15 protein-coding genes are annotated in these 14,965 nt (G+C 70.8%); 9 read left to right on the top strand and 6 right to left on the bottom strand.

The window, feature by feature from the left end; translation table 11 throughout:
* Window positions 1-51 precede the first annotated feature (51 nt).
* Together IU449_RS24240 and IU449_RS24235 are read left to right on the top strand one after the other, a co-directional pair.
* Complete coding sequence (locus IU449_RS24240) at window positions 52-1,134, top strand: MerR family transcriptional regulator (RefSeq protein WP_324188415.1); 1,083 nt, start codon at window positions 52-54, stop codon at window positions 1,132-1,134.
* 257 nt (window positions 1,135-1,391) lie between these two features.
* A complete protein-coding gene (locus tag IU449_RS24235) occupies window positions 1,392-1,859 on the top strand; it encodes a hypothetical protein (RefSeq protein ID WP_195004622.1) in 468 nt (155 codons plus the stop codon).
* Between the two features lie 238 nt (window positions 1,860-2,097).
* On the opposite strand, the gene IU449_RS24230 is transcribed toward IU449_RS24235, so the two are convergent.
* Complete coding sequence (locus IU449_RS24230; protein WP_195004462.1) at window positions 2,098-2,544, bottom strand: DUF7144 family membrane protein; 447 nt, start codon at window positions 2,542-2,544, stop codon at window positions 2,098-2,100.
* A gap of 213 nt (window positions 2,545-2,757) precedes the next feature.
* Between IU449_RS24230 and IU449_RS24225 the strand changes: the two genes are divergently transcribed.
* A complete protein-coding gene (locus IU449_RS24225; protein ID WP_195004461.1) occupies window positions 2,758-4,767 on the top strand; it encodes a hypothetical protein in 2,010 nt (669 codons plus the stop codon).
* On the opposite strand, the gene IU449_RS24220 is transcribed toward IU449_RS24225, so the two are convergent.
* Window positions 4,665-6,173 (bottom strand): flavin-containing monooxygenase, encoded by a 1,509-nt coding sequence (locus IU449_RS24220; protein ID WP_195004460.1) that lies wholly within the window; start codon window positions 6,171-6,173, stop codon window positions 4,665-4,667. The two genes, IU449_RS24225 and IU449_RS24220, sit on opposite strands and share 103 nt — an antisense overlap.
* A 71-nt stretch (window positions 6,174-6,244) precedes the next feature.
* On the opposite strand from IU449_RS24220, the gene IU449_RS24215 reads away from it, so the two are divergent.
* Complete coding sequence (locus IU449_RS24215) at window positions 6,245-7,279, top strand: AraC family transcriptional regulator (protein WP_195004459.1); 1,035 nt, start codon at window positions 6,245-6,247, stop codon at window positions 7,277-7,279.
* Window positions 7,280-7,287: 8 nt separating this feature from the next.
* Here IU449_RS24215 and IU449_RS24210 read toward each other — a convergent pair whose 3' ends face one another.
* Complete coding sequence (locus tag IU449_RS24210) at window positions 7,288-8,001, bottom strand: hypothetical protein (protein WP_195004458.1); 714 nt, start codon at window positions 7,999-8,001, stop codon at window positions 7,288-7,290.
* Window positions 8,002-8,286: 285 nt separating this feature from the next.
* On the opposite strand from IU449_RS24210, the gene IU449_RS24205 reads away from it, so the two are divergent.
* The 5 genes from IU449_RS24205 to IU449_RS29240 all read left to right on the top strand — a co-directional run bounded on the left by IU449_RS24205 (window position 8,287) and on the right by IU449_RS29240 (window position 12,435).
* Window positions 8,287-9,228, top strand: a complete 942-nt coding sequence (locus IU449_RS24205; protein WP_195004457.1) for an alpha/beta hydrolase — start codon at window positions 8,287-8,289, stop codon at window positions 9,226-9,228.
* A gap of 83 nt (window positions 9,229-9,311) precedes the next feature.
* Window positions 9,312-10,076, top strand: coding sequence for a VIT1/CCC1 transporter family protein (locus IU449_RS24200; RefSeq protein ID WP_195004456.1), 765 nt, complete (start codon window positions 9,312-9,314; stop codon window positions 10,074-10,076).
* 88 nt (window positions 10,077-10,164) lie between these two features.
* Window positions 10,165-10,926, top strand: coding sequence for a PhoU domain-containing protein (locus IU449_RS24195; protein WP_324188414.1), 762 nt, complete (start codon window positions 10,165-10,167; stop codon window positions 10,924-10,926).
* A 118-nt stretch (window positions 10,927-11,044) separates the two neighbouring features.
* Entirely contained in the window at window positions 11,045-11,806 is a 762-nt protein-coding gene (locus tag IU449_RS24190; RefSeq protein WP_324188413.1) for an HNH endonuclease family protein, read from the top strand.
* A 35-nt stretch (window positions 11,807-11,841) separates the two neighbouring features.
* Window positions 11,842-12,435 carry a hypothetical protein gene (locus IU449_RS29240; protein ID WP_228805648.1) on the top strand — a complete coding sequence of 198 codons (594 nt, stop codon included), beginning with the start codon at window positions 11,842-11,844 and terminating at the stop codon, window positions 12,433-12,435.
* On the opposite strand, the gene IU449_RS24180 is transcribed toward IU449_RS29240, so the two are convergent.
* From IU449_RS24180 to IU449_RS24170, 3 genes are read right to left on the bottom strand one after another with little or no spacing between them, the layout of a single operon-like run.
* Window positions 12,316-13,122, bottom strand: a complete 807-nt coding sequence (locus IU449_RS24180; protein ID WP_195004453.1) for an ABC transporter permease — start codon at window positions 13,120-13,122, stop codon at window positions 12,316-12,318. The genes IU449_RS29240 and IU449_RS24180 overlap by 120 nt on opposite strands.
* Window positions 13,122-13,982, bottom strand: coding sequence for an antibiotic transporter (locus IU449_RS24175; RefSeq protein ID WP_324188412.1), 861 nt, complete (start codon window positions 13,980-13,982; stop codon window positions 13,122-13,124). Before IU449_RS24175 ends, IU449_RS24180 begins: the two co-directional genes overlap by 1 nt.
* The gene (locus IU449_RS24170; protein ID WP_195004452.1) at window positions 13,979-14,956 is read right to left on the bottom strand and encodes an ATP-binding cassette domain-containing protein; all 978 of its coding nucleotides are present in this window, start codon (window positions 14,954-14,956) and stop codon (window positions 13,979-13,981) included. Before IU449_RS24170 ends, IU449_RS24175 begins: the two co-directional genes overlap by 4 nt.
* Window positions 14,957-14,965 lie beyond the last annotated feature (9 nt).

Genomic DNA, 14,965 nt, shown 5'->3' with positions numbered 1-14,965 from the left:
CCGAGCGCGCGAGCTTGACCTTCACCTTCGTCGAAGCTTCATGATGGCCGCGTGACAGAGCGCGACATACACGGACAGAGCAGGGATCACGACCTTCTGACGATCGGCGCGATGGCGCGGGCCAGCGGCCTGACCGCCAGCGCCCTGCGCTTCTACGGCGACTGTGGGCTGCTGCCACCCAGCCTGGTGGACGAGGCGACGGGCTACCGCTACTACACGCCCGCCCAATGCGAGCGCGCGGTCCTGATCCAGCGGCTGCGTGGCATCGACGTCCCGCTGCCGGAGGTCGAGCAGATCCTGGCAGGCGATCCCACCCACGCCGCGCGCGTGCTCGACCGCCATGTGGCGGCGCTGACCGAGCGAGCCCGCAGGGCGGCAGCCGTCGCGCAGGAGCTGCGCGGCACGCTCACCGCGACGCCGCCATCCGACGCCGCCGCCTGCGTTCTCGAGGCCGCGGCCTTGGCGCAAGCCGTCGACCAGGTCGCCGGTGCTGCGGCCCGCGACCGATCCATCCCGGCCCTGTCGGGGATGCTGCTGGAAGCCGGCGACACCGCTCTGACCTTGACCGCCACCGACCGCTACCGGCTCGCGACCCGATCCCTCGCCTTGATCCGCACCGGCGGCGCGACCTGGTCGGCCGTAGTCGGGGCGGCGGAGGCGGCGACTGCCGTCCGGAGCCTTACCGCGGGCGAGATCACCGTCGACCGCGACGGCGCGGGAGTCCGCCTCACCGGGGCCACGACCGTGCACCTGCCCACCCTCGACGAGCAGTTCCCGGACTACCGAGCCGTACTCGACGGCCTGTCCCCCGCCCGCACCCGCGTCCTGGTCAGCCGCGCCGCCCTGCTCGACCTGCTCGAATCCACCCCCGACGCCCCGCTCGGCCTCGACATCGACGCCACCGGCCTCACCCCCCGTCGCCCCGGCGCCACTCGAATCCCCGTTACCGTCACCGGCCCGCCACTGCACCCCGCCTTCGATCCGGCTGTCCTGCGCCCGGCTGTCGACAGCGCCCTGGGTCCCGATCTCATGCTCGACCTCGCCGGTCCCGACCAGCCCGTCGTCGTCCGCTCCGCCACCGACGGCGATCTCACCGTCCTCGTCATGCCGATGCTCGACCGCCCGGCCGCCTGACTCCCCTGCCGATCCACCCGGCAGACCCGACAACTCTCGATCTGCTCGAACACGCCGACTCACCCGGCTATCCGCAGCTCACCCACTGCTTCCGCCGCACACCCACGAACAGAGGAAACACGATGTCCGACACCACGCCCGACGCAACCGCGACGACCACCGGCATGCCCGGCGACACCTCCACGGCGGAGCACCCGACCGTGGCCTCCACGACGACCAACGCGCACGCAGGCGCGGTCACGCCTGCCGATCCCACGATGGTCGCGATCACCCGAGCTGTCGAGCTCGGCCGGGAAGGCGACCGCGACACCGCGCGCGCCCAGCTCACCGATCTCTGGCGCACGCTCGGCCCGCTCGGCGACCCGCTGCATCGCTGCACCCTCGCCCACTACCTGGCCGACCTCCAGCCCGATCCCGCACAGGCCCTGGCCTGGGACATCCGCGCCCTCGACGCCGCCGACAGCCTCACCGACGAGCGCGCCTGCACCTACCACCCGACCCTCGCGGTCGCCGGTTTCTACCCGTCGCTGCACCTCAACCTCGCCGACGACTACCGCAGGCTGGGCGCCTTCGACGCCGCGCGAGGCGAACTCGACTCCACCCGCGCACATCTCGGCGCGCTCGGCCAGGACTCCTACGGCGCGATGATCCGCACCGCACTGCGCGAGGTCGAAGCGGCCGTCGGCGCGGGTGACACGGCCCCGCGCCCGTCCGCGCCCTCCTGATCACCGCGCCACTCGCCCTCCCCCGGCACCACTCGGGCGACTGTCACGCCGAACGTCACACGGCCACTCGGCGCTACGAGATCTCCACGGCAGTGCGGCGGTGAAGAGAGTGTCCCGCCGAGGGGTATCGCGCCTGCCGAACACGAGCCTGCGCGCGAGCGGCATCCGGGACGTCGTCGACCAGGCACGACGACACCGGCGCCCCGCCTACCGCGGGCGCCGGTGTCGTGACCGCGACTCAGGCGGTTTCGGTACGCCAGGTGGAGATCGCCCAGATCACCACGATGTCGAGCGCGATGATGAGCAGTGACCAGTACGGGTAGTACGGCAGCGACAGGAAATTCGCCACGATCGAGACCGCCAGGAGCGTGATCGCGGCGACCCGGCCCCAGGTGGCCCCGGTCATCAACCCGAACGCGCTGATGATCAGGATGGCGCCGAGCACGATGTGGACCCAGCCCCAGGCAGTCGTGTCGAACTGGTAGATGTACTCGGGGCCGACGATGAACAGCTCGTCCTCGACGACTGCCGAGATGCCCTGGAACAGCTGCAGCAGACCGACGGTGAGCAGCAGGATCGACGCGCCGATGGAGACGCCGGCGGCGACGCCCTGACGGACCGGATGCGACGTAGCCGACGGTGCGGTGTTCGTGGTGGCAGATGGTGCCGGGTGCGGTGTTGTCATGCACTCCATTGCAGTCCGCGCACCGGGGTGAACAGCTCACCCGTTTCGGGTGAATCGTGGCGCGACCTCGCGTTCTAGCGTGGAACATGTCATTCGGCCGGTGTCACGGCGCGGCGATCACCGCGTAGCCGCCGACGACTCCGGTGCCTCGGCCGCTTCCCGGCCCGCGCCCACTCCAGCGATTCATGCCCGCCATCCCGCCGAGGAGGCACGATGGTCCCCGCGCGTCTGCTCACCCGCCTCGACCGGGCCGCCGCAGGTCCCGCGCCGGTACTGCTGATCACCGCGCCCGCGGGCAGCGGTAAGACCGCGCTGATCGCCGCCTGGACCGAGCACCTGTCCCGCACCCGGCCCGGCGCCCGCACCTTGCGCATCCCCGGCGATCGCGCACCTGAGTTCCTGCGGCACCGAAACATCCACCGCCTCCGCGACGAATCCGGCTATGGCGACACGGTTCTCGTCATCGACGATGCCCACCGGCTCGTCACCGAGGACGCGATCAGGGCCGTCGAGCAGTTTCTGCGCACCGCACCGCCGCGACTGATCACCGTCCTGGCGGCCAGGCGGCCACCTGCGCTGGCCTGGCACACCTTGACCTCGGCCGCCCGCCTGACCCGATTCGTCGCGGCAGACCTCGCGCTGGACCCGACCGACGCCGCCGCCGGGGGCTGCCCGCTCACCGGCGCGGAACTCGCCTTGGTCCACGACCTCACGCGAGGCTGGCCCACCCTGGTCCGTCTCGCCGCGACCTACCTCGACGCTCATCGCGAATACCGCTCCGCCGCTCTCACCATGCTCGAACACGCCCCGCGCCCGCTCGCGGAATTCCTCACCGGGGAAGTCCTGCCCGCACTGGACGACGCCGAGCGCGAACTCCTCACCACCACCCGCAGGCTCGCCGAGTTCACCCCCGACCTGGCCGACGTCCTGACCGGAGGTCGCGCCTCGGCCGCCATCGACCGCCTCGAGCACGCCGGCTTCCCGCTGCGCCGCCACCTGCGCGACGGCATCCTCCACTACTCCTACCCCCCGCTCCTGCGCGGCTACCTCGAGCACACCGCCCGCCCCGTAGCCGACGCCGTATGGATCGACCCGTCACCGCGGACACCTGCCGCGGCGGCGCCCCCGGTCCAGCTCGACCGCCGACCGCAGTCCTCACCCTGCCCGGCGTCACCGCCACCCGGCTCGCCGATAGCACCGAGTGCCCGCCGACCGGCACAGGCCGAAGCACCTCCGGTGGCCGCGCAGACCGAGCACACAACCGGCTGCCCGCCACCCGACAAGGCACTTCGCGACTGGTGCCGCACCCACCCGTCCGCGACCGTCCTCCCCCACCTGCTGGCCGCGCCCGACCGCACGCACCTGGTCGAGTTCCTGAGCGAACACGCGGTCCGCCTGGTTCTCGACGCGAACGGCCCAGCGCTGTTCGGTCCGCTGGAGGACGCCCGTTCACCCCTGCTCGAGGATCCGGCGCTGACCCTGCTGTACACCGCCGACGCCTTGGTGCGCGGCGCGCACCCGAGCACCCTGCCGAACCCGCTGCGGCGCCTCTCCCGCATCCTCGACGCAGCCCGGCTGGCCGCCCTGGAATCGGCGGTGGCCGCGGATCTCGCCGTACACGCCGACACCGCCGCCCTGCACGCGCTCGCCCTGCCCGCGCGCCCCCGGCTCACCGGCCACGACGCCGTCGACTATTACGCCGAACTCTCGCTGGCCACCGCCCACGCACTGCGCGGTGACACCGTCCTCGGTGAGCGCGGGCTGCGACGGGCCAGGGCGCTCGCGGAGGCGATGGGCGCGCCGCGGTTGCGTCTGCGCGCGCAGGTCCGTCTGGCGGTGACCGCCGTCCTCGCCGGACGTTCGTCCGCGGCGAGGGAACGCGCCGCTCACGCGATGGAGCTGGCCGTGCGCTCGGGACTGACCGGCACCGCCGACCATGCGCGCGCGGCCGCCATCCGCGCGTTGCACGCTTCCCGGCCGGCCGACACCGAAACCCCACAACCCGCCGACACCCCACAACCCGCCGAAGCCTCGCAGCACGCCGAAACACAGCAACGCGGCGAATCCCCGCCGCCGGCCTGGACCTCCCAGCCCGAAGCTTCCCCGAGCGCCGAGTTCGCTCAGCGCACCGAAGCGGGTGCCGAGGTGCCTCGGCTCGCCGAGACCGGGGACAGCGTCTTGCTCAGATCGGTGCGCAGGGTGGTGGCCGAATCCAGCAGGTAGTTCTGCCTGACCTTCCACGGGTGCCGATCGCCTTGGCGGGGGAATTCGTCGATCGAGCGCTGGATGTAGCCGGAGGCGAGGTCCAGCAGCGGGTGTTGCGCCAGTTCACCGTCCGGGCGCGGCACGACCGCGGCGTGACCGTGCCGGTCCATATGCCGCAGCACCTTGCACACCAGGCGCGAGGTCAAATCGGCGCGCAGTGTCCAGGAAGCGTTGGTGTAGCCGATGCAGACCGCGAAATTCGGCACACCGGTGAGCATCGCGCCCTGCCAGACGAACTGCTCGGCCAGCGGCACCGGCACGCCGTCGACCCGCGGTGCGATGCCGCCGAAGGCGAGCAGGCGCAAGCCGGTGGCGGTGACGATGAGGTCGGCTTCGAGCACCTCGCCGGAGGTCAGCGCGATGCCGCCGGGTACGAACCGCTCGATGTGGTCGGTGACCACCCGGGCCTTGCCCTTCTTGATCGCCTTGAAGAAGTCGGCGTCGGGCGCGGCGCACAGCCGCTGATCCCACGGGTCGTAGCTGGGCGTGAAGTGCTCGGCGACCATCCGCTCGTCTTTGAGGATGCGGGTGTTCAGGTCGCTGAGCACCTTGCGCGCCGAGGCCGGGAATCGCCGGCAGTAGTTGTAGAAGGCGAGTCCGAACAAGATGTTCTTCGTACGGATCAGCCGGTGCGCGAGATCGGCGGGCAGCAGCTTGCGCAGGGTGTCGGCGCGCTTGTCGCGGCCGGGCACCGCGCTGATCCAGGTGGGGCTGCGCTGCAACATGGTCACCGATGCGGCCTGCTCGGCCATCGAGGGCACCAGGGTGACCGCGGTCGCGCCGCTGCCGATCACCACGACCTTCTTGCCCGCGTAGTCGAGGTCCTCGGGCCAGAACTGTGGGTGCACGATCTGCCCGGCGAAATCCTCCGCGCCGGGGAACTGCGGGTCGTGACCGCGGTCGTAGTCGTAGTAACCAGCGCAGACGTAGAGGAAACCGCAGGTCAGCGTGCGCTCGACCGTCGCACCGTGCGCGTCGCGGGACGCGAGTGTGAGCGTCCACCTGGCCCGCGCACCGGACCAGTCCGCCGCGATCACCTTCGTCGAGTAGCGGATGTGGCGGTCGATGCCGTATTCGGCCGCGGTCTCGCGCAGGTAGCGCAGGATGGACGCGCCGTCGGCGATGGACTTCTCGTCGCGCCACGGCTTGAACGGGTAGCCGAGGGTGAACATGTCCGAGTCCGAGCGGATGCCCGGATATCGGAAGAGATCCCAGGTGCCGCCGAGCGCCTCGCGCGCCTCGAGCACCGCGTAACTCTTGCCCGGGCATTCGGTCTGCAGCCGGTAGGCCGCGCCGATACCGGACAAGCCGGCTCCGACGATCACGACGTCGAGGTGTTCCACAGGCGAATCGCTCCCGTTCATAGCGTCCATTCTCCCCGACGTCACCGCCACCATTCTTGACTTCACACGACAACTATTTGATTCTCGACGACATGTCGGTGATTCGTTCGGCGGGGTTACGAGGTTTCCGCTCCACCGTGGCCGAACTCGGCGGCGACGCGGAGGCACTCGCCCACGCGGCGGGCATCCCGGCGGCCGCGCTCGACGCGGACGACCTACTGGTCCCGGATCAGGCGGTGGCCGCGGTCCTGGAGCTGGCCGCGCACCGGCTGCACTGTCCCGACCTGGGCCTGCGCATCGCCTACCGACAGGATCTGGACATGCTGGGCCCCCTGGCGCTGGCGATCCGCAATTCCCCGACCCTTGCCGACACACTGGCATGCACCTCGCGCTACCTGTTCGTGCACGCGCGCTCGCTGAGCCTGGACATCGAGCCCGACCCCTACGGCGATCCGGAGATCGTCGCCCTGCGCTGCGGCGTGCGGCCCGGCCTGCCGGTTCCCGTGCAGGGCACCGACCTGAGCCTGGGCTTCCTGCATCGAGCGCTGCAACGCCTGGCGACCCCGCGCTACGGGCTGCGGTCGGTGGAACTGCCCTATCGGCCGCCCGCGCCCGTCTCTGCCTACGAGCGTTTCTTCGCCGCCCCGGTGCACACCGGCAGGCCGGGCGCCGCGCTGCGCGTCCCGGCCGCGCTGGCGAGCAGGCCGCTGTCCGGCGGCGACGAGACCCTGCACCGGCTGGCCCTGGCGTTCCTCGCCGAACAGACGGCGGCCGGTGGCGAGGACGGTGCCCCGACCCCGACCGCGCAACAGGTCAGGGCCGCGCTGCGGCAACTGCTCGGCACCGCCCCGGCCGAGATCGGTTCGGTGGCGCGGCTGCTGAGTACCCATCCGCGCACCCTGCAACGCAGGCTCGCCGCCGAGGGCACCGCGTTCGCCGTGATCCTCGACGAGGTGCGCCGCAGACAGGCCCGCCGTTACCTCACCACCACCGATATGCCGCTGGCACAGGTGACCTCGCTGCTCGGACTGGCCGACCAGGCCACTCTCACCCGCTGCGCCCGGCGCTGGTGGGGGCGGACGCCGACGGCGGTGCGCCGGGCCGGACCCGGCGCACCGCCGTCGTGACAGCGGGCTCAGTCCGCCTTGCGCACCTTGCTCACGGCGTCGAGGAAGACCTGATCGAAGGTCGACTGATCGACGCCTTCCTTCAGCGCGCCCACCCGCACGATCACGGTCACGCCGCGCACGACCGCCATGCCCTGGTAGGCGGTGGTGGTCAGCGGCTTGCCCTCGCCCACGGTGGAGGTGTTGACGGACTTGAACGCCAGCGCCTCGTCGGCGTTCAAGCCGTCCGGCACGCTCAGGGTCTCGACCTTGCCGACGGTGGTGATCTGCTTGCCCTCGATCGTCGAGACGACGGTGACCTCGGGACAGGTGGAGTTCGACTGCTCGACCTTCGCCAGGTCCCCGGCCCGCGACGCCAGGAACTCGACGTACATCAGGCCCTGGGCGCCGTCGTTGGCCGCGATCACATCGGAGTCGGCCAGCAGCTCGGAGGTGGACGCGCCCAGGTCTTGCTGGGTCCGACCGCACTCGGCCGGGGTGATGGTCGAGTTCTGCTGGAGGCCGGACAGATCGGTGACCGCGGCCTGCAACCGGTCGGCGGGCATGTCGATCTTCGAGGCGCCCTCCGGGAACTCCTCGATGCTCAGCAACAGCTGGTCACGAGGCGTCGTCGGCGATCCGGTCTTCGTGGTCTCCTCGCTGCCGCCGCAGCCGGACAGCAGCAGGGCGGCCGCCGCCAATCCCGCCGCCAGTCGTGTTCCCTGGTAACGCAGTGTGCTCATGCCGGTCAGCATGCCAGCCCTCGAGGGGATCCCCGAATCGGAGACGGCGGGTCCGGCCCGGCCGCACCCCGGTGTTCCGAACGAAAACAGCACCGGCATAACGCAATTCGAAACAGTGAAGTGGGCCACATTCCGTTCGGCACGCTCCGGCGAGCGCTCCCGGTGCTCTAGTTTCGGCCACAGTGCCCCACTCAGCGCGGAGTGCCCGACCCGGCACAGGGCACCCCTCCGCACAGTGCGCCCACTCGGCACGGTGCCCGCGTCGAATCGGAAAGGACTGCCCCGATGCCCGGTCCGAGCAGAATCGTCCTCGCGGTGCTGACCGTGCTGGCGAGCCTCGCCGCCACCGTGAGCTGGGCGCCCCGCGCGCACGCCGAGCCGGTGGTGCGCTGGGAGCACCGCGTCAGTGATCGAATCCTCGACATCGGGGTGTCCTCGCCGCACCTGGAAGGCCCGGAGCTGTCGGTGAAGGTGGTGCGCCTGTTGTTGCCGCCCGGCTGGTCGCCGGACGCCGACCGCACCTGGCCGACGATCTGGGTATTGCACGGCGGCATGGACGATCACACCTCGTGGACCGACAAAGGTGGCCTGGAAGCGCTCACCGCGGGCCGCGAAGCGATCTTCGTACTGCCCGAAACGAGTTGGTGCAGCGCGTACTCGGACTGGTGGAACTACGGCGCGTACGGCGCTCCCGCCTGGGAGCGGTATCTGCTCGACGACGTGCGTCCCCTGCTCGAGACCAGGTACCGGGCCGGCACCACCCGCGCGATCGCGGGCAACTCGATGGGCGGGCTCGGCGCCATGAAATTCGCCGCCGAACACCGGGACCTGTTCCTGGCCGCCGCCGCCTTCAGCGGCAATGTGGATCCGCTACGCGAATCCGGCGCCCCCGGCGGCCCCGACCTGCCCGGCCTCGGATGCGCCGCGGACTGGAAGCGGGTGTGGGGCGACCACGCCGTTCCCGAGCAGCGCGCCATCTGGCGGGAGAACAACCCGTACAGTCGCGCCGCCGACCTCACCGGCATCCCGCTGTTCGTCTCCTACGGCAGGGGCGACCCGGTCGAGGTGCCGGTCTACGAGCAGAATCTGCGCTTCGTCGCCCGGCTGCGCGCGCTCGGCGCCGACGTCGAGGAGCGCTATGGCCCCACCGATGGACACAATTGGGCGGCCTGGCAGGTGCGGATGAGCCAGGCCCTGCCGATGCTGCTGGCAGCGGTCGGCGCCTGATCCGCCGGCGTCTGATCTGTCGGCGCCTGATCTGTCGGCGCCCGATCCGCCGGGGCGGATCCGTCCGGCGGTAGAGTCCGATCATGTCCGGATCCGACGACTCTGCCTCGACGAACCCCGACGCCGAGGATTTCCCGGCAGGAGCGGGGCAGCATGTGGAGCCGCACTCCGAGCGTTATCGAGGACGGCTGAACTGGTTGCGCGCCGGGGTGCTCGGCGCCAACGACGGCATCGTCTCCACCGCGGGTCTGGTCGTCGGTGTCGCCGCCGCGAGCACCAGCACGCAGGCGCTGTTCACCGCGGGCAGCGCGGGCGTTGCCGCCGGGGCGATCTCGATGGCGGTCGGCGAGTACGTATCGGTCAGCACCCAGCGCGATTCCGAGCGGGCACTGCTGGACAAGGAGCGCAGGGAACTCCGGGAGGAGCCGGAGTACGAATTGCGCGAACTGGCCGCGAACTATCGCGCCAAGGGACTGTCGGCGGAGACCGCGCGCAGAGTCGCCGAGGAGATGACCGCGCACGACGCCTTCGCCGCGCACGCCGAGGCCGAACTCGGCATCGACCCGGAGGAACTGACCAACCCGTGGGCGGCGGCGGGATCCTCGGCGCTGGCTTTCGTCCTCGGCGCGCTGCTGCCCATGCTGGCGATCCTGCTGCCGCCGGTGAGCTGGCGGATTCCGGTCACCGTCGCCACGGTGCTCGCGGCGCTGGCGCTGACCGGGACGATCAGCGCGAGCCTGGGCGGCAGTCCCCGGACCAGGGCGGCGGTGCGTGTGGTGACCGGTGGCGCGCTGGCGATGGGCATCACCTACTGCGTCGGTGAACTGGCCGGCGTCGTGGTCGGCTGACACCCGCCCCTCTCCTTTCGGCCACCCGCGCGTCACGACATCGGGTGGATCGATTCCACTTGCCCCGCCGATGGGCGAGAATCCGTGTGTGCGCACCCAGTTCACCCATGAGCTCCACGACTTGACCAACAGCCTGACGCTCATGTGCCGGCTAGCCCATGACACCGTCGAGCGAGGCGTCGATGCCTTGGCCGACGCCGATCTCACTGCCGCGTACGAGGTGTTCGCGCTCGAGGAGCAGCTACGCGCGGCGCACCGGACGTGCGAGTCGCGCACCGTGGCGCTGCTGGCCTTGCAGGCGCCGGTCGCTCGCGATCTGCGCCGTGTCGTCACCGCGATGCAGATCGCGGGACAGCTGGCCAAGGTCGGTGCGCTGAGCAGCCGGGTCGCCGACCAGGTCTATCGCCGCCACCCCGAACACGCCGCGCCGCAACCGATCCTGGAGGTGCTCACCGAACTCGGCCGGGCCGCCGCGCTGCGGATGGCTCGCGTCGGCACGGCGATCGCCTACGATCATCCGCCGTCGGACCGGGTTCGGGAGGACTCCCTGCCCGCCGATCCACCTCGGCGCGAGCATCGCCGGGCCGAACACCGCCTTCCGGACAGCGGCGTCGGCATCGAATCCGACACCACCCCCGCGCAATTGCTCGAACGGCTGCACGCCGCCCTCACCGACCCCGGCAACCCGCATCCGCCCGCCGACGTCATCGCACTCACCTTGCTCGGCAGCCATCTCGAGCGCTGCGTCGAGCACGCCGACCGCATCGACGGGCTGGTCCGCTTCCTGGACACCGGGGTGCCACCCACCGCGCAAACCACCGACAGCGACTCCCGACCCGCCGAGATCTGAGGTTGCGCCCGATTCGGCAAACGCCACTATGCTCTGCACGAGTCACCGGCTCCGGCCGGCGATCTCGGAGAGTGAATGCGGGACAGCCCGTCCTGGTCGTGAGGGAGTCGTTGTGAATGTGTCCTCGTCCCAACGGTTCCGACGCACCCTCGGTGTGATCGCGCCCACACTGCTGGCGGCCGTCCTCGCCTGCGCGTGCACGGTCGTCGAGAACAACGGCGGCGAGGTGGGCAACTCCGCGGGCGTCGTCTCCTCCGCCACCGAGGTCGAGGCATTGTTCGCGCAGGTGAAGGTCGCCGGGGAACGCCCGATGGCGGGATACAGCCGAGAAGAGTTCCCGCACTGGGACACCGCCAAGGCCGAGCACGGCTTCGGCGACCAGTTCAGCCGATACTCGCGCTGCACCACCCGCGAGGTGATGATGCTGCGCGACGCCGAGGGCGAGGTGACACTGGACGCCGCCACCTGCGATCTGAAGATCGGCGCGAACGGCGGCTGGCGCGACGAGTACGGCACGCTCGACCGAAAAACGGGTGCGCTCAAGCCCTACAAGTGGATCACCGACTCCTCCGGCGTGGACGCCGAGCACATCGTGGCGCTCGCCGAGGCGTGGCGTTCGGGCGCGGATCGTCTGGACAAGGACACCCGCAGGCGCATCGCCAACGACGCGCTGAACCTCGAGGCCTCCGACCCGACGGCCAACCGTTCCAAGGGTGATCAGGACGCCGCGAACTATCTGCCGCCCGGGAAGTTCCGGTGCGCCTATGTCGACCGTTACCTTCGAGTGAAAGTAAAGTACGGCCTGACCGTCGACACGGCCGAACAGGCCGCGCTGCGCACAGCGATCGACGAGTGCACCCGGCAAGGAGGGTTCCGATAAGCGACATCCGGCAGATCAGCGGCAAGGCCGCCGTGATGACCGACGAAGAGGGAACGGTCTCCGGCGAACTCGACGTCAGGCTCGACGATTCCGGTAGAGGCCTCGTCCGCTACCGCGGCACCGACACCTGGCTCACCATCGGCAACCTCGACGGCGAGCCCGCCCACCCGTGGGACAGCCTCGCCCGGCTGGCCGCCGCGATCGAAGCCGGAATCGGCCGACGCGATGCCGCGGGCAACACGGTCCCGTTCGAGGTGTTCGCCGAGGAGGACCCCGCGGAGGCGCTCCCCGCACCGGACGGCACTCCGCCCGACACGGCGCCCTCCCCCGACACGGCGGGACCGGCCGTCGAGCCGGAGACACCCGACGCCTCCACCTCCGATGGCGCGGGCGCGCCGGACCCCACCGGCGGTGTCCCGCCGTCGACCTCGCCGGATTCCGGGAGCGGTCCGTCCGCCGCGACGACCCGTTCCGCCGAGACATCAGCGGCCGGTCCCGCGCAGCAGACCTCAGCGACGGCTGGCCCGCCGGTAGCCGAGGGCGGCGGGGACCGCGCAGACCAGGATGGCGCCCAGCGACCAGGCCAGGATGAGCGTGAGGGGCCGGGCGAGCGGCCCGCCCAGGGATAGCGCCTTCATGGTGTCCACCGCCGCCGACATGGGCTGGTTGCGCACGACCGGCTGGATCCATTCCGGATAGGCCATCAGCGGCACGAACCCGGTGCTGAAGAACATCAACAGCGTGCTGAGGATCGTGATCCCCTCGACCAGCACCGTTTTGGCGGTGAACACGGCGACCGCGGTGACCAGCGTGGCGAAGGCCAGCCCGAACAGCACCGGCACGGCGATGAACGCCGCCGCCGCCATCGGCCCCTGCTGGAACCGGAAGCCGAGCAGATACCCCACGGCGACGACCACCAGCGTGCCCGCCAGGATCCGGCAGCCCTCGGCGAGTACCCGTGCGATCAGCCCCGAGGCCCGGTGCACCGGCAGCACCCAGAACCGCGCGAGCAGTCCGCTGTCGCGTTCGCGTCCGAGCATCACTCCGGCGGCGACCGCGCCGGACAGCGCTCCCACCGCCGCCACCATCGGCACCGAGCCGTAGAGCGCGTCCTCGCCGGTGAACCGCTGGATCTGCCCGCCGACCACGATGTCGAGCATGAGCAGCAGCAGGCACGGGATGATCAGAGTCTCCAGCAACGCCACCGGATTGCGCAGCCAGCGCAGCAACAGGCGTTGAGTCTGCACCGAGATGTTCGACAGCAGGGTCACTACCGAATTCTCGGCGCGCAGTTCGCCGCTGATCGTCGACACCATCACGACCTCCGCATCGCGAAACGAACGGCGAACGGCAGCGCGATCGCCAGAATGGCCCCGATCCACAGCAGCGACGGCGTCATGGTCGCCCAGCTCACCACCCCGGCATTGCCCTGGGTGTCGCCGGCCAGGGCGCGCAGCGCGGTCGCGAACTGCGAGACCGGTTGATTGCGTACGAACGGCTGCACCCACTCCGGGAACTGGGCCGCCGGGGCGATGCCGGTGGAGAGCATCCCGAGGATCAACGGCGGCAGCAGCAACGCCTGGGTGGTGGTCTCCGGACTCTTGGACGCGGTGCCGATGACATCGGCACCGATGGTGAAGGCGATGCCGATGAGCAGGCCGAGTGCGACGAATCCCAGGGTGTGCGGCCAGTCCAGCCGAAAACGGAACCCGATGACGTGCCCGCAGGTCAGCGCGGCGGCTTGGGCGATGACCAACCGGATCACATTGCCCGACATGCGCGCCGAGAACGGGATCAGCCGTGCCACCGGCATGGCCGCGAACCGGCGGTCCAGTCCCGACACCGCGTCGGTGGCCGAGCGGAACGCCGCGCCGATGGCGGTGAAGGCGGCCGCTTGCAGGATCACCAGCGGCATCATGAACTGCGCGTAGCTGCTGAAACCGAGGCCGGAGAAGCTCATCACGGTCTTCAGCGGAATGTAGAAGCTTGCCGTGAAGGCCGCGGGAGCGACGATCGAGGTGAGTATCTCGCCGGTCTTGACCGCGGGCGTGATGAGCCGGATGGTCAACACCCACCACTGCCACAGCCGCACCGGCGCGGCGCGCAGTTCGGTCACCCACGCACCGCTGTGCGGTCCGGCCGGGGCGGTCAGGGCTACCGGCCGGGCGGCGCTCACGCGGGCACCTCGCTGTCGACGGCGACCTCGGCGGGATGGCCGGTCAGGTGCAGGAAGACCTCGTCGAGCGAGGGCCGGCGCAGGGCGATGTCGAGCAGTTCGACATCGGCCGCGTCGAGCCTGCGCAGCGCCTCGGCGAGAGTCTTGGCGCCGTCGGGGGCCGGGATGGCGAGCCGGTCGGCGTCGGGCGCCAGCGCGGCCAGGGTTTCCGGCGGCAGCAGCGGGCCGAGCGCGGTGACGATGACGGGCAGATCCTCGAGCCGCAACGGCACCACCTCGCAATAGCTGCCGCCGGTGCGGGATTTGAGTTCGTCGGCGGTGCCCTCGGCGATGACGACGCCGTGGTCGATGACGACGATCCGATCGCACAGCGCGTCGGCCTCCTCCAGGTACTGCGTGGTCAGCAGGGTCGTGATGCCGTGTTCGCGGAAGCCGCCGACCAGATCCCAGACGCCCTGCCTGCTGCGCGGGTCCAGGCCGGTGGTGGGCTCGTCGAGGAAGACGACCTCGGGGCGCACCACCAGCCCGCAGGCGATGTCGATGCGCCTGCGCATACCGCCGGAGTAGGTGCCGACACGACGGTCGGCGGCGCCGGTGAGGTCGAATTCCACCAGTAGTTCCCGTGCCCGCGCCCGCGCCGTCTGTTTGCGCAGGCCGAGCAGCCTGCCGAACATGACCAGGTTCTCGTAACCGCTGAGCATGTCGTCCAGTGCGGCGAACTGGCCGGTGAGCATGATGCGGCGGCGGACGTTCGCGGCGTCGGCGACGACGTCGTACCCGGCGACCGAGGCGCGTCCGCGGTCCGGGGTGACCAGCGTGGACAAGATGTTGACCATGGTGGTCTTGCCCGCGCCGTTGGGTCCCAGGATGCCGAGCACCTCCCCCTGCGCGGCGGCGAAGTTCACCCCGCGCAGGGCGCGCACGTCGCCGAAGGACTTCTCGACGCCTTCGATCACCACCGCTGCGTCGTTCACTCCCCTGCC

It is taken from the genome of Nocardia higoensis (assembly GCF_015477835.1).
Lineage (GTDB): Bacteria > Actinomycetota > Actinomycetes > Mycobacteriales > Mycobacteriaceae > Nocardia > Nocardia higoensis_A.
This window is presented reverse-complemented; position numbering and strand designations above follow the sequence as displayed.